Annotated in this window: 2 protein-coding genes; both read left to right on the forward strand. The window is 74.3% G+C overall.

The features are described from left to right. The first annotated feature begins 5 nt into the window (after positions 1–5). Entirely contained in the window at positions 6–15,038 is a 15,033-nt protein-coding gene (locus AC5WRL_RS15970; RefSeq protein WP_496089195.1) for an amino acid adenylation domain-containing protein, read from the forward strand. A 214-nt stretch (positions 15,039–15,252) separates the two neighbouring features. Further along, positions 15,253–16,314: a hypothetical protein gene (locus AC5WRL_RS15975; RefSeq protein ID WP_496089196.1), complete on the forward strand. Its 1,062-nt coding sequence runs from the start codon at positions 15,253–15,255 to the stop codon at positions 16,312–16,314. Positions 16,315–16,377: the final 63 nt, after the last annotated feature.

The following is a 16,377-nucleotide window of genomic DNA, read 5'->3' on the forward strand; positions in this document are numbered from 1 at the left end:
GTGGCATGCCCGACCGCGAGTTCGTCGATGTCTGGCCGCTCTCCCCGCTCCAGCAGGGGCTCCTGTTCCACTCGCTGTACGAGACGGACCGCTCGGACCCGTACGTCATCCAGATGACGCTCGACCTGCGCGGCACGGTCGACGCCGGCCTGCTGCGGGAGGCCGTACGCACCGTCCTCGACCGGCACCACAATCTGCGGGCCGGGTTCCGCAACCGCACCTCCGGCGAGCCCGTCCAGGTGATCCTGGCGACCGTCGACCCGGACTGGGCGGAGGCGGACCTCGGCGGGCTGCCGGCCGCCGGGCGGGATGCGGAGCTGGAGCGGCTGCTGGCCGCCGACCGGGCCCGGCGGTTCGACCTGAGCCGGCCGCCGGTGCGGTTCTCGCTGATCCGGCTGGCGGAGCGGGAGTACCGGTTTGTCTTCTCCGCCCACCACATCCTGCTGGACGGCTGGTCCATGCCGCTGGTGCTGGGCGAGCTGATGGCCCTGTACCAGGGCACCGCGCCGGACGAACTGCCGCCGGTAGTCCCGTACAAGGACTATCTGGGCTGGCTGGCCGGCCAGGACCGGGACGCCGCCCGGCTCGCCTGGGGCGAGACGCTGCGCGGGGTGGCCGGGCCCACGCTGGTGGCCCCGGCCGATCCGTCCCGCACCGCCGTGCTGCCCCGGACGCTGATCGAGCGGATGCCGGCGGACGAGGTGCGGGCGCTGACCGAACGGGCCCGCTCGCTGGGGCTGACCCTCAACAGCGTGGTGCAGGCCGGCTGGGGTCTGGTGCTGGCCGGGCTGACCGGCGGCGACGACGTGGTCTTCGGCGCCACCGTGTCCGGCCGGCCGCCCGAGCTGCCGGATGTGGAGCGGATGGTCGGGCTCTTCATCAACACGCTGCCGGTACGGCTGCGGGTGGACCCGGCGCGGTCGCTGGCCGAGCACGCCCGCGCGCTCCAGGAGCAGCAGGGTGAGCTGCTGCCGCATCAGCACCTCGGGCTGATCGAGGTGCAGCGGCTGACCGGGGTCGGCGAACTGTTCGACACCACCACCAACTTCGCCAACTATCCGATCGATGCCGACACATTGAGCGGCTCGGCCGAGCGGATGGGCGCGGTCGGCGCCAAGACGGTGGACGCCACCCACTACGCGCTCAATCTGGAGGCGGGCCTCGCCGGGGACGAGCTGACCATCCGGATGGATCACCGGCCCGATCTGTTCCAGGAGAGCACCGGACTTGAGGTGCTGGACTGCTTCCTGGCGGTGCTGGGCGCCTTCGCCACCGCGCCCGACCGGCCGGTGCGCGAACTGCCGCTGCTCACCCCCGCCGACCGGGAGCGGCTGACCCGGGCGGCGGAGCCGGCCGCCGTGGTCCCCGCGCGGGCCGAGGCCACAGCGGTTGGCGGCGATGAGCGGGAGGCCCGGCTGGCCCAGCTGTTCGCCGAGGTGCTGAAACTGCCGGCGGCCGGCCCGCACGACAGCTTCTTCGAACTGGGCGGCGACAGCATCAGCTCCATCCAGCTGGCGCACCGGGCCCGCAAGGAAGGCATCAAGCTGACCCTGCGGCAGATCTTCGAACACCGCACGGCCGCCCGGCTCGCCGCCCTGGAACCGGCGGTGGAGCAGGGCTTCGCCCGGGGCGCCGACGACGGCGTCGGGCCGGTCGCGCTCAGCCCGATGGCGCACGCGCTGCGCGCACGCGGCGGCGAGGTGGCGGCGTTCCACCAGAGCGCCATCGTGCCGGTGCCCGCCGGGCTCGGCCTGGCCGCCGTGCGCGGTGGCGTGCAGGCGGTGCTCGACCACCACGGCGCGCTGCGGCTGCGGCTGACCATCGGCCCGGACGGCGGCTGGTCGCTGGAGACCCGGCCGGTCGGCACCGTATCCGCCGCCGACTGCGTACAGCCGGTGTCGCCGGACGGCGCGTACGACGACGAGCGGTACGCGGCCGAGGCCGCCGCCCGGCTCGACCCGGAAGCCGGCGTCATGGTCCAGGCCGGCTGGTCCGAGGCGGGCAGCGAGGCCGGCCGGCTGCTGCTGGTGATCCACCATCTGGCGGTGGACGCCGCCTCCTGGGGCATCATCCAGCACGATCTCACCGCCGCCTGGACCGCCCTGGCGGCCGGCGAGACTCCCCGGCTCGACCCGGTCGGCACCTCCTACCGCACCTGGTCCGCCCGGCTCGCTGAACGGGCCACCGATCCGGAGCGCGGCGCCGAACTCGACCACTGGCGCGGCGTCCTGAACACCCCCGACCCGGCGCTGGGCGACCGGCCGCTGGACCCGGCCCGGGACACCGTGGCAACTGCCGGGCGGCTGCGGGTCACCCTGCCGGCCGCGACCTCCGAGCGGCTGCTGGACCTCGCCCCGCGCACCCTGCACGCCGGGGTGGACGAACTGCTGCTGACCGGCCTCGCGCTGGCCGTGGACCGCTGGCGCGCGCGCCGTGGCACCGGCTCCAGCGCCGTACTCATCAGCCTGGAGAGCCAGGGCCGGGCCGAGGACGGGCCCGACACCGAGCTCTCCCGTACGGTCGGCTGGTTCACCAGCGCCCACCCGGTCGCGCTGGACGCCGGCCGTGGCACGGCGGGGGCCGCGCTGCGCGCCGTCAAGGAACAGCTGCGTGCCGTCCCCGGCCAGGGCCTCGGCTACGGCCTGCTGCGCCACCTCCACCCGACCGCCTCCCAGGAACTCGCGTCGGCGGCGGAACCCCAGATCGGCTTCAACTACCTGGGCCGGATCGAGCAGCACGAGCCGGCCGGCGAGCACGGCGGAACCATCGAGGCCGTCACCGGCCCCGGCACCGGGTTGCCACTGGAGTACACCCTGGAGATCGACGCGGCCACCGCCGTCCACCCGGACGGCAAACGGCTCATCGCCTCCTGGACCTGGGCCGGCGCCCTGCTGACCGGCGAAGCCGCCCAGGAACTCGCCGCACTGTGGACCCAGGCGCTCACCGAACTGGCCGCGTACGCCACCGGCTCCGGCACCCAGGCGCTCGCCCCCTCCGACTTCCCGCTGGTGACCCTCGACCAGGCCGGCCTGGACCGGCTGGCGGCCGGCCCCGGCGGCCTCGCCGATGTGCTGCCGCTCTCACCGCTCCAGCGCGGACTGCTCTTCCACTCGATGTACGACACCTCCGCCGGCGAGGTGTACACCGTCCAGGCCGAGCTGCGGCTGCGCGGCGATGTCGACGCCCCCGCGCTGCGCGCCGCCGCCGAGGCGCTGCTGCGCCGGCACGACAACCTCCGCTCCTGCTTCCGCGCCGACGGCGGCCGGGACGGCCACCTCCAGGTGGTGCCGCGCGAGGTGACACTGCCCTGGCAGGAGACCGACCTCGCCGCCCTGGACCCGGCCACCCGGGAAGCGGACCTCGACCGGCTGCTGACCGCCGACCGCACCGGCCGCTTCGACCTCGGCACCCCGCCGCTGCTGCGCTGCTCGCTGATCCGGCTGGCACCGGGGGAGTACCGGTTCCTGTTCACCACCCACCATGTCGCGGTCGACGGCTGGTCCATGCCGTTGCTGATCGCCGAACTCTTCGAGATGTACGAGCACGGCGGCGAGGACACCGCGCTGCCGCCGGTGATCCCGTACAAGAACTACCTGGCCTGGCTGGCCGGCCAGAACCAGCGGGCGTCGCTCGACGCCTGGCGCGGGGCGCTGGCCGCGCTCCCCGGGCCGACGCTGCTGGCCCCCACCACCCCCGGGCGGGCCACCGCCCCGCCCCGGAAGCACCCCCTGGCGCTGCCCGACGAGCTGACCACGGGTCTGGTCCGGCTGGCCAAGGAACACGGGCTGACCGTCAACACCCTGCTCCAGGGCGCCTGGGGGCTGGCGCTGGGCTGGCTGACCGGCAGCGACGACGTCGTCTTCGGCGCCACCGTCTCCGGTCGGCCGCCGGAGCTGCCCGGTGTGGAGCGGATGATCGGGCTGTTCATCAACACCGTGCCGGTACGGGTGTCGGCCGCGCCCGGCGACACGCTGCTGGAGGTGCTGAACCGGCTCCAGGAGCGCCAGTCGGAGCTGCTGGCCCACCAATACCTGGGCCTCACCGACCTCCAGCGGATCGCGGGCGGCGGCGAACTCTTCGACACGCTGCTGGTGTTCGAGAACTACCCGGTGGACGCCGAAAGCCTGGAGAGCGTCGCCGACCGCTCCGGGGTGGTCGACGCCGAGGTCAAGGACGCCCCGCACTACCCGCTGGCCATCATCGCCACCCAGAACGGCGACCGGCTGACCGCGCACTGGTCCTACCGGACCGAACTGTTCGACGAGGCGACGGTGACGGCCCTGCACCACTGCCTGGTACGGATCCTGACGGCGTTCACCACCGACGCGGGGCAGCGGGTGGCGCGCCTCGACCCGGGCGCGGAGCTGCCCGTCGGCTTCGAACTCGCCCCGCCCGGGGCCGCGCCGGCCCCGGTGGCCCCGCCGGTCGCCCTGGACGGCCCGCTGCCCGGACCCCGGCTGTTCGCCCAGCTGTTCGCCGACCAGGTCGCCGCCGCCCCCGACGCGCTCGCCGTCGACGCGCCCGGCGAGCTGCTCACATACGCCGGACTCGACGCCCGCGCCGACCGCCTGGCCACCACGCTCGCCGCCCTCGGGGTCGGCCCCGAACATACGGTCGCGCTGCTGCTCGACCGCTCGGTGGCGGCCGTGGTGGCACAGCTGGCCGTCGCGAAGGCCGGCGCGGCCTTCCTCCCCATCGACCCCCAACACCCGTCCGACCGCATCACCTTCACCCTGACCGACGCCCACCCCACCGCTGTCCTGACCACTCACGCCCTGGCCGGGACGGCGAACCTCCCCTCGAACACCACCGTGGTGACACTGGACGCTACCGGCACCCCGATCACCACGCCGACAGCAGCCACGTTGGCGGCTGCGCCGGTGGAGCCCACCGCCCCGGCGGTATCGGCGGCCCCGGCGGGACGGACCGTGCCGGCCGCACCTGCCTCCTCGGCGGCATCAGCCGCGCATTCCGCGCCCGCCGCTCCGGCGGCCTCGGCCGTCTTCGGGGCGTCGCCGTACAGCCCGGCCTATGTGATTTACACGTCCGGATCGACCGGGGTGCCCAAGGGGGTGGTGGTGACTCATACGGGGTTGACCTGTCTGCTTCTCGCGTTGCGGGATCGGCTTGAGCTCAGTGCGGAGAGCCGGGTCATGCAGTACGCCTCGCTGAGCTTTGACGCCTCCGTGCTGGAGATCTGCATGTCGCTGCTGTCCGGCGGGACCCTCGTGGTCACCGGGTCGGCCGCGCTGGCGGGGGAGCCGCTGGAGCGGGTGGTGCGGGAGCGGCGGGTGACGCACATGGAGATCACCCCGTCCGCGCTGGCCACCATGGACCCGGCCGCCCTCCCCGGCCTGCGGACCGTGTCGATGGGCGGCGAGACCGTGCCGCCCGATCTCGCGCACGCCTGGTCGGCCGGTGGCCGCCGGCTGGTGACGGTGTACGGGCCGACCGAGGCGTCCATGGTCACCACGCTCACCGAGCCGCTGACCCACGAGGTGACCACCACCCGGATCGGCACCGCCGTCCCGGGCACCGGCATCCGGGTGCTGGATCACGCGCTGCGCCGGGTCCCGCCCGGCGCCACCGGCGAGCTGTACTTGTCCGGGCCCGCGCTCGCCCGCGGCTATCTGCGCCGCTCCCGGCTGACCGCTGAGCGGTTCGTGGCCGACCCGTACGGCGCCACGCCCGGCACCCGCATGTACCGCACCGGTGACCTGGTGCGGCTGCGGGCCGGCGGTGAGCTGGACTTCGTGGGCCGTACCGACCACCAGGTGAAGATCCGCGGGCTGCGGATCGAACTCGGCGAGATCGAGTCCGCGCTGACCGCGCAGCCCGGCGTCGCCCAGTCGGTGGTGGTCGTCCACGAGTCGAGGACCGGCGCCAAGAGCCTGGTCGCCTATGTCATGCCGGCCGGCGACGGCTCCGTCGCCGGGGAGCGGCTCGCTCCCGAGACGCTGCGCGCCGCGCTCGCCGGGGTGCTGCCCGACTACATGGTGCCCTCCGTGTTCCACGTCCTGCCCGAACTGCCGCTCACCGTCAACGGCAAGGTGGACCGCCGGGCGCTGCCCGACCCGGAGCAGAGCGCCGCGCCCACCGTCTCCCGGCCGCCGCGCGACGCCCGCGAGACGACCCTGCTGCGGCTGTTCGCCGAGGCCCTGAACGCCCCGGACGCCGGGGTGGAGGACGACTTCTTCGAACTCGGCGGCGACAGCATCATCTCCATCCAGTTGGTGGCCCGCGCCCGCCAGGAGGGACTCACGTTCACTCCGCGTGACCTGTTCACGCACCGTACGGTCGCCGAGCTGGCCGCCCAGCTCTCGGACGAGCGACCCGCCTCCGCCTCCGCCCCCGCGCCCGCGCCCGCCGCCTCCGACGCGGTCGGCGAGGTACCGCTGCTCCCGGTGATGCACTGGGTGCGCGAACGCGGCGGGGACATCGACGGCTTCAACCAGACCATGACGTTGCCGGTCCCCGCCGGGCTCGACCCCGGCACCGTACACACCGCGCTCCAGGCCGTCCTTGACCACCACGACGCTCTGCGGATGACGCTGTCCAAGGTCGGCCCCGACATCGGCTGGTCGCTGGAGATCGCCCCGCCCGGCAGCGTACGGGCCGACGCCCTCGTCCACCGGGTGGACGCCGCCGCGCTGATCGCGGCCGGTACGGACGAGGCCGCCCTGGACGCGCGCGCTGCGGCGGAGATGGCCGCCGCGCAGTCCGCGCTGCGGCCCGAGGACGGCGTGATGGTGCGCTGCGTCTGGTTCGACGCCGGTCCTGACGCGCCCGGCCAGCTGGCGATCGCCGCACACCACCTCGTGGTGGACGGGGTGTCGTGGCGCATTCTGCTGCCGGACCTGGAGGCGGCGCTGGCGGCGGCCGGGGCCGGCCGCGCCATCCGGCTGGACCCGGTCGGCACCTCCTTCCGCTCCTGGGCGCGCCGGCTGACCGAACTGGCCGCCGAGCCAGGCCGGATGGCCGAGCTGGCCCGGTGGCGGGAGATCCTGGCCGCCCCCGACCCGCTGCTGACCGCCCGGCCCCTGAACCCGGCGACCGACACCATGGGCCGGGCCGGGCAGGTCCAGCTGACGCTGCCGGCCGAGCTGACCGAGCCGCTGCTGGGCCCGGTCCCGGCCGCGCTGCGCGCCGGGATCAACGATGTGCTGCTCACCGCGCTGGCGCTGGCCGTGGCCGGCTGGCGCGAGCGCACCGGGCGGGGCGCCGAGCGGGAGGTGCTGGTCGATCTGGAGGGCCACGGCCGCCAGGAGATCGGCGACGACGTGGAACTGTCCCGCACGGTGGGCTGGTTCACCAGCGTGCATCCGGTACGGCTCGACCCGGGGTCGGCCCCGGCCGACGGGCGGCGCTGGGACGGGGCGACCGTGGCCGCGGCGCTCAAGCGGGTCAAGGAGCAATTGCGGGCCATCCCGGACCACGGGCTCGGCTTCGGGCTGCTGCGCCATCTCAACCCGCAGACGGCCGGGGTGCTGGGCCGCTGCCCCGATCCGCAGATCGGCTTCAACTACCTGGGCCGGCTGGGTGCGTCGGGTGCGGACACATCGGAGACGGAAGCGGGGGACGTCGATCTGTCGCGGGTCGCCGACGCCGGTATGCCGCTGGCGCACGCCGTCGAGCTGTCGGCCAGCGCCGTGACGTACCCGGACGGCCCCCGGCTGGTGGCCACCTGGCTGTTTCCGGCGGAGCTGTTCGACGCGGCGGAGATCCGCGAGCTGGCCGAGGACTGGTTCGCCGTACTGCGGGCGCTGATCGACCGGCACGGCGCGGCCACCGGCGGCGGGCTCACCCCCTCCGATGTGCCGCTGGCCGGGCTGAGCCAGCCGGAACTCGACCGGTTTGAGGCCGAGTTGCCCGGACTGGCCGACGTACTGCCGCTGACGCCGCTCCAGGAGGGGCTGCTGTTCCACACCCGCTACGACGAGCGGGGCACCGACGTCTACACGACCCAGTTCGCCATCGATCTCGCCGGCCCGGTGGACGCCGAAGCCCTGCGCGCCGCCGCCGGGGCGATGCTGCGCCGGCACAGCAATCTGCGGGCCGCGTTCCGGCCCACCGCCGGCGGGCGGACCCTCCAGCTGATCCCCGCCGAGGTCGACGTGCCCTGGCGGCAGGCCGATCTGAGCGGGCTGCCGGAGCCGGAGCGGGCCGCCGCTCTCGACCGTCTGACGGCGGAGGGGCTGGCCGTACGGTTCCGGCCGGAGCACCCGCCGCTGCTGCGGTTCACCCTGATCCGGCTGGGTGAGACCTCCCACCGGCTGCTGCTGACCAGCCATCACGCCCTGTTCGACGGCTGGTCGGGGCCGATCGTGCTTCAGGAGCTGTTCGAGCTGTACAAGCGGCGCGGTGACGCCGCCACGCTGCCGCCGGTCACCCCGTACCGGAACTATCTGGCCTGGCTGGCGGCCCAGGACCGGCCGGCCGCCGAGCACGCCTGGCGGGCCGCGCTGGCGGGGCTGAGCGAGCCGACGCTGGTCGCGCCGCCCGACCCGTCCCGGGAGCCGATGCGTCCCGGCTCGGTGGTGGTGAGGCTGTCGCCGGAGGCCACCGAGGCGTTCGCGCTGCGGGTCCGGCGGGCCGGGCTGACCAAGAACAGTGTGGTGCAGGCCGCCTGGGGGCTGACGCTGTCGGTGCTCACCGGCCGGGACGACGTGGTCTTCGGCGAGGTTGTCAACGGCCGGCCGGCCGAGCTGCCGGGTGTGGAGTCCATGGTCGGGCTGTTCATCAACACGGTGCCGGTGCGGGTGCGGACGGCGGCCGGGGACTCCCTGACCGCGATCGTCCGGCGGCTCCAGGAGTGGCAGTTCGAGCTGCTGTCGCACAAGTATCTGGGGCAGACGGACATTCAGCGGGTGGCCGGGGTGGGGCAGCTCTTCGACACCCTGACCGCGTTCGACAACTTCCCGGTGGATGGGGAGGGGATGGAGCGCGCCGCCGATGAGATCGGGGTGGTGGACGGTGGCATCGAGGACGGCGGCCACTATCCGCTGTCCCTGTCGGCCGCCGACAACGGCCGCACTCTGAGCCTCAAGATCGAGTACCGGCCGGACCTGTTCGACGTCGGTACGGTGCGGGCGCTGGGCGATGGACTCGCTCTTGCCCTGGAGGAGTTCACCCGTGACCCGGACCGGCCGGTGTCCCGGCTGCCGCTGCTGCCCGCGCCCGAGCGGCATCGGCTGCTGACCGAGTGGAACGACACGGCGGCCGAGGTGCCGGCGGGCGGCATCCCCGAGGTGTTCCGGGCGCTGGCCGCCCGCACCCCGGACGCCGAGGCCGTACGCTGCGGCGAGCGGCGGCTGAGCTACCGCGAACTGGACGAGCGCTCCGACCGGCTGGCGGGCGCGCTGGCCGCCGCCGGCATCGGCCCGGGCGCGCTCGTGGCCGTGCTGATGGAGCGTTCGGAGCTGCTGCCGGTAGCCGTGCTGGGCATCGTGAAGGCCGGCGCCGGCTACGTGCCGCTGCGGGCGGACGATCCGCCGGCCCGTAACGCCATGGTGGTACGGGACACCGCCGCCCCGCTGGTGCTCGCCGACCCGGCGAACCGCCGTACGGCCGCCGCGCTGGGCATCAAGGTGCTGCCGGTCACCGCCAAGCTGTGGTCCGGGGCCGGCCGCCCGGAGCCGGCGGCCCCGTTCGCCGACCCCCGCGGCTGCGCCTGCGTGATGTACACCTCCGGCACCACCGGCACCCCCAAGGGCGTGCGCATCACCCACCGCGGCCTGGTCGAGCTGGCCCACGAGCAGACGTGGCGACTCGACCCCCCCAAGCGCATGCTGCTGCACTCCTCGCTGTCCTTCGACGCGTCGATGTTCGAACTGTGGCTGCCGCTGCTGTCCGGCGGCTGCTCGGTGATCGCCCCGCCCGGGGAGCTGACCCCGGCCCGGCTGGCGACGCTCATCGGCGACCACGACGTGACCGCGCTGTTCCTCACCAAGGGGCTGTTCGACCTGGTCGCCGAGGAGGACCCGGGACTGCTCGCCCCGCTGCGGTTCCTCGGCACCGGGGGCGAGGCGGCGTCCGCGCCGATGATGCGACGCGTGCTGGACGCGCACCCGGGGCTGCCTGTGGCCAACCTGTACGGGCCCACCGAGGTCACCGCCTGCGCCACCGGGCGCCGGGTCGCGCCCGGGGATGTGGCGGCCGACGGCGCCACGGTGCCGATCGGCCGGCCGCTGGACAACGCCCGGGTTTATGTCCTGGACCGGCTGCTGCGGCCGGTGCCGCCCGGCGTGCCGGGGGAGGTGTACGTAGCGGGGTCCGGCATCGCGGACGGCTATCTGCATCGGTCGCGGCTGACCGCCGAGCGGTTTGTGGCCTGCCCGTTTGTGCCCGGGGAGCGGATGTACCGGACCGGGGACCTCGGTCGGCTGCGCGCGGACGGCGAGCTGGAGTTCGCCGGGCGGGCCGATGGCCAGGTGAAGCTGCGCGGCTTCCGGATCGAGCCGGGGGAGATCGAGGCGACCCTGCTCGGTCACCCGGCGGTCGGCCAGGCCGTCGTGGTGCTGCGCGAGGACCGGCCCGGCGACCGCCGGCTGGTCGGCTACGCCGCCGTACCCGACGACAGCGTGGACGGCGGCGCGGAGGGGGATACACTGCGCGACTGGCTGGCCGACCGGCTGCCCGCCCACCTGGTGCCGTCCGCCGTCGTCCCGCTGCCGGCGCTGCCGCTCACCGGCAACGGGAAGATCGACCGCCGGGCGCTGCCCGCCCCCGAGTACCCGGTCGGGACCGGCCGCACCCCGCGCGATCCGCGCGAGCAACTCCTGTGCGAGCTCTACCAGGAGCTGCTCGGCGTTCCCGAAGTCGGCATCGACGACGATTTCTTCCGGCTCGGCGGCCACTCGCTGCTCGCCACCCGGCTCGTCAACCGGATCCGTACCGCACTCGGAGCCGAACTCCCGGTCCGTACCGTCTTCGAGACGCCCACGGTCGCCGCGCTGGCCGGCCGCCTCGACGTGGCCGGGGCCGCGCGCGGCGCCATGACCGCCATGCCTCGGCCGGAGCGGATCCCGCTGTCGTACGCGCAGCGCCGGCTGTGGTTCATCGACGCGGTGGAGGAGACGGACGACGGCTCGTACAACATCCAGCTGGCCGTACGGCTGCGCGGGCGGCTGGACGAGGTGGCGCTGGGTGCCGCGCTCACCGATGTGGTGGTGCGGCACGAGAGCCTGCGGACCGTCTTCCCGGCCGTCGGCGGCGTGCCGAGCCAGCACATTATGGCGCCGGGCGAGCTGCCCGGCGGCGGCGTCCGGCCGCGCGCCAGGATGGTGACCGAGGACGGACTCCCCGCCGAACTCGCCCGGCTGGCCGCCCAGCCGTTCCGGCTGACGTCCGAACTGCCACTGCGCGCCGACGTGCTGCGGCTGGCCGCCGACGACCATGTGCTGGTGCTGGTGCTGCACCACATCGCCGGGGACGGCGCCTCGCTGGAGCCGCTGGCCCGGGACCTGGGCACCGCCTACACGGCCCGGGTGGCCGGGGCGGCACCGGAGTTCACGCCATTGCCGCTCCAGTACGCCGACTACGCGCTGTGGCAGCGGGACCGGCTCGGTGACGAGGACGACCCGGACAGCCCGGTCGCCCGGCAACTCGCCCACTGGCGGCGGGAGCTGGCCGGGCTGCCGGAGGAGATCGAGCTGCCGGTGGACCGGCCCCGCGCCCCGGACACATCGGCGGTCGCCGGTGAGGTGACGCTCGCCATCCCGGAGTCGGTCACCGAGGCCGCCCGGCGGCTGGCGGCGGCCTCCGGCAGCAGCCTGTTCATGGTGCTGCACGCGGCGGTGGCCGCGCTGCTGCGGCGGCTGGGCGCCGGCCCGGACATTCCACTGGGCACCGTGGTGGCCGGCCGGGACGATACGGCGGTCGAGGATCTGGTGGGGTTCTTCGTCAACACGCTGGTGCTGCGCACCGATGTGTCCGGCGACCCGGCGTTCGACGAACTGCTGTCCCGGGTACGGGGCACCGATCTGACCGCGTTCGGGCAGCAGGACGTGCCGTTCGAGCGGCTGGTGGAGGAGCTGAACCCGGCGCGTTCGCTGGACCGAAACCCGTTGTTCCAGGTGGCGATCTCGCTCCAGAACCCCACGGCGGCGGCCGACGCGGAGCTGCCGGGGCTGGCCCTGAGCCCGCAGCCCACGTACGCGGCGGGCGCCAAGTTCGACCTGTCGTTCCTGTTCGCGCTGGAGCGCACCGGGGACGGGGCGGACGGCGGGGACGGGGTGGAGCGGCTGGGCGGCGGCATCCAGTACAACGCGGCGCTGTTCGACGAGGCCACGGTGCGGTCGCTGGCGGAGCGGCTGGTGCGGCTGCTGAGCGCGGTCACCGCCGAGCCGGGGCGGCCGATCGGCTCGGTGGAGCTTCGCTCCGCGGCCGAACTGCGGCTGCTGGCGGCGGTCAACGACACCGCCGCCGAACTGGCGGCCGGCGATCTGACGGAACTGTTTGCCGCGCGGGTGGCCCGTACCCCCGAGGCCCTCGCCGTCACGGACGGGGACCGCTCGTACAGCTACCGCGAACTGGCCGACCGCTCCGACCGGCTGGCCCGCCGGCTGGCCGGCGCGGGGGTGGCACCGGGCGACCGGGTGGCGATCCTCCAGGAGCGCTCGGCGCTGGTGGTGGTGAGCACGCTCGCCGTCCTCAAGGCGGGCGCGGCCTATGTGCCGCTGGACACCCGCTACCCAGCGGAGCGGCTCGCGCTGATCGCGGACGCGACCGGGTGCGCGGCGCTGCTCACCGACCGGGCCTCGGCCGGGGTCGGCTACCCGCACGAGGCGCCGGTGATCGTGGTGGACGAGGAACCGGCGGAGTCTTCGCCGGTGCTCCCACTGCCCGGCCCCGCGCACCCCGACCGGGCCGCGTATCTCATGTACACCTCGGGCTCCACCGGCCGGCCCAAGGGCATCGTGATCACCCACCGCAATGTGGCGGCGCTGGCCGCCGACCGGCGCTGGCGGAGCGGCCATCAGCGGGTGCTGGCGCACTCCCCGCACGCCTTCGACGCCTCCACGTACGAGATGTGGGCGCCGCTGCTGGGCGGCGGCACCGTGGTGGTGGCGCCGCCCGGCGACCTGGACGCGGCGGCGCTGCGCGCGCTGACCGGCGGGGAGCAGGGCCTGACGGCGGTGTTCCTGACCACCGCGCTGTTCAATCTGATCGCCGGCGCCGACCCCGGCTGCTTCGCGCCGCTGGCCCAGGTGTGGACGGGTGGCGAGCAGGTGTCGCCCGACGCGTTCCGGCGGGTGCTCGACGCCTGCCCGGACACCGAACTCGTCCATGTGTACGGGCCCACCGAGACCACCACGTTCGCCACCTGCCATCCGCTGCGCGGCCCGCAGGACCTCGGGACGACCGTGCCGATCGGGCGGCCGATGGACAACACCGGCGCCCACGTACTGGACGACCGGCTGGCGCCGGTGCCGCCGGGGGTGCGGGGCGAGTTGTATCTGTCCGGCGCCGGGGTGGCCCGCGGCTACACCGGGGCGCCCGGGCTCAGCGCGGAGCGGTTTGTCGCCGACCCGTACGGGCCGGCCGGCACCCGGATGTACCGCACCGGCGATGTGGTGCGCCAACGCGCTGACGGCGGCCTGGAGTTCCTCGGCCGGGCCGACCACCAGGTGAAGATCCGGGGGCTGCGGATCGAACTGGGCGAGATCGAGAGCGCCCTGGACGACCGCCCGGAGGTGGACCGTACGGTGGTGCTGGTCCGCGAGGACGAGCCCGGCGGCAAGCGGCTGGTGGCGTACGTCGTACCGGCGGCCGGCCACCACGTCGACCCCGGCGAGCTGCGGCGCCTGCTGGGCACCACCCTGCCCGGCTACATGGTGCCCGCGGCCCTCGTCGTGCTGGACGCGCTGCCGCTGACCGCCAACGGCAAGGTGGACCGCCGGGCGCTGCCCGCCCCTGACTTCGGCGCGGCGGCCGGCCGGCGGGCGCCCCGTACCCCGCGCGAGGAGCTGCTGGGCCGGCTGTTCGCCGAACTGCTGCGGTTGGAACGGGTCGGCATCGACGACAACTTCTTCGAGCTGGGCGGGGACAGCATCGTCTCGCTCCAGCTGGTGAGCCGGATCCGCTCGGTGTTCGGGGTGGACATCTCCAACCGGGCTGTCTTCCTCACCCCCACGGTGAGCGGCCTGATGGAGACCATCGACGCGGCGGACGGCGGCGGCATCACCGGTGAGCGGGAGGCCGGCGGGTTCGAGGTGCTGCTGCCGCTGCGGAAGGCGGGGGATCAGCCGCCGCTGTTCTGTCTGCACCCGGTGGGCGGTATCAGCTGGATGTACGCCGCGCTGCTGCCCCAGCTGCCGGCCGGGCGGCCGGTGTGGGCGCTCCAGGCCCGTGGTCTGTCAGGACCGGACGAACTGCCGGGCAGTCTGCACGACATGGCGGCCGACTATGTGACGCGGCTGCGCACCGTACAGCCGTCCGGGCCGTACCACCTGCTGGGCTGGTCGATGGGCGCGCTGCTGGCGCACGAGGCGGCGGTGCAGCTCCAGGAAGCGGGCGAGGAGGTCGCCCTCCTGGTGAATCTCGATCAGATCCCCATGAGCGAGGCGGAGTTCGGCGGAGAGTTCCGGGCCGCCGACGAACAGAAGGTGCTGGCCGTGCTGCTGGACTTCGCCGGCCATGACCCGGGGATGTTCGGTACCGGCCCGCTGGAGCACGACAAGGTCATGCGGGTGCTGCGGGACGAGGGCAGCGCGCTGGCCTCCTTCGACGAGGCGGACATCCTGCGGATCGGGGCGGTCAACCAGAACAACTGGCAGCTGACCCTCGGCCACCGGCCCCGGCTGTTCCGGGGCGATCTGCTGCTGGTGGAGGCCACCGCGGACGCGGAGGGGCAGCTGGACAAGGCCGCCAGGCTGCGGCCGTACGTCACCGGCCGGGTGATCACCGAGCGGATCGACTGCGCGCACCGGCAGCTGCTCCAGCCGGGCCCGGCGGCCGAGATCGGCCGGATGGTGGATGCCGCCCTGCGTGCGGCGCACGGCGGAAACCCGGGTCCGGAGACGGCGGACCCGGCCTGATCCGGCGCACACGGGGGGCCGGGCGCACCTTGCCCGGCCCCCCGTACCCGTCCCGGGGCGGCCGGCCAAATCTGCCGATCGGCAGATGTCCCCGGCCGGCCGCACGGCGATGCTGAGAGTGCGCACAGGTGGCGCACGGTGCCCGCCGGCTACTCCCCCGGGCCGGCGGGCCCAACCGGCCGAGGCCAGCAGGAAGCAGGAAGCAGGAAGCACGATGACAGCGACAGCGACAGCACAGCTCAGCCCCGCACCCTCATCCCCGCGCTGGTGGCGCCGCTGGCCGTCCTGGATCGGCTACGCCGCCTTCGCGGCGCTGCTGCTGTGCTGCCTCGCCCACACCTACTGGGCGCTGGGCGGCGACGGCTTCCCGTACGGCGCCCAGGACGCCAACCCGGAGTACTCGGCGTTCGAACACGTCGAGGCCCGCGCTCTGGCCCCCTGGCTGGCGGCCGGCTTCCTGCTCAGCGCCGTGACCGCGCTGCTGCTGGCGCTGCCCGGGAAGCCCTTGGTGCCGTTCCCGGTGCTGCTCGCCGCGACCGGGCTGACCGCCGCGGCCGTGCTGGGCACCATCGCCGACTTCCGGCTGCTCGGCAACATCGCCTACGCCCTGCTGCTGCAATTCGGCGCGATCAACTGGACCGTACTCAACCAGACGTTCACCGTGGCGGCGGCGGTGCTGCTGGTGCTGGCCGCCCTCGCCCGGCACCGCAGGATCAACGGAACCTGCGCCCACTGCGGACGCGCCGAGCACCCCGGCGGATGGAGCGACCCGGCCGCCACCGCCCGCTGGGGCCGGATCGCCGTGTACACGGCCGTCGTCGTGCCGCTGTGCTACGCCACGACCCGCTGGGCGTGGGTGGTGGGCATCCCGCTGGGCATCTCCGACGAGCTGTGGCAGGAGGGCCAGGAGAACCACTACTGGATCGCGGGCGCGTCGCTGGCGACGCTCGGCGCGCTCGGGTCGCTGCTGACGCTGGGTCTGATCCGGCCGTGGGGGGAGGTCTTCCCGCGCTGGACGCTGTGGCTGAAGGGCCGCCGGGTGCCGCCGATGCTGGCGATCGTGCCCGCGTCACTGGTCTCGCTGCTGGTGACCATCGCCGGAATCATGTACATCCGGCTGCATTTCCAGGGCTCCTTCGACAATCCCCGGGAGGACTGGGGGGCCACCCTGCCGGAGACCATCTGGCCGGTCTGGGGCATCGCCCTGGCGGTGGCCACGGCGGCCTACTACCTCCGCCGCCGCCCCCGCTGCCGGCACTGCGGCCGACAGCACTGAACACGAGCCGACGTACCCCTACCAACGGGGCATTCAGGTGCGGATCCTCCCGGAAGGACATCC

Source organism: Streptomyces sp. NTD107 (assembly GCF_059510435.1).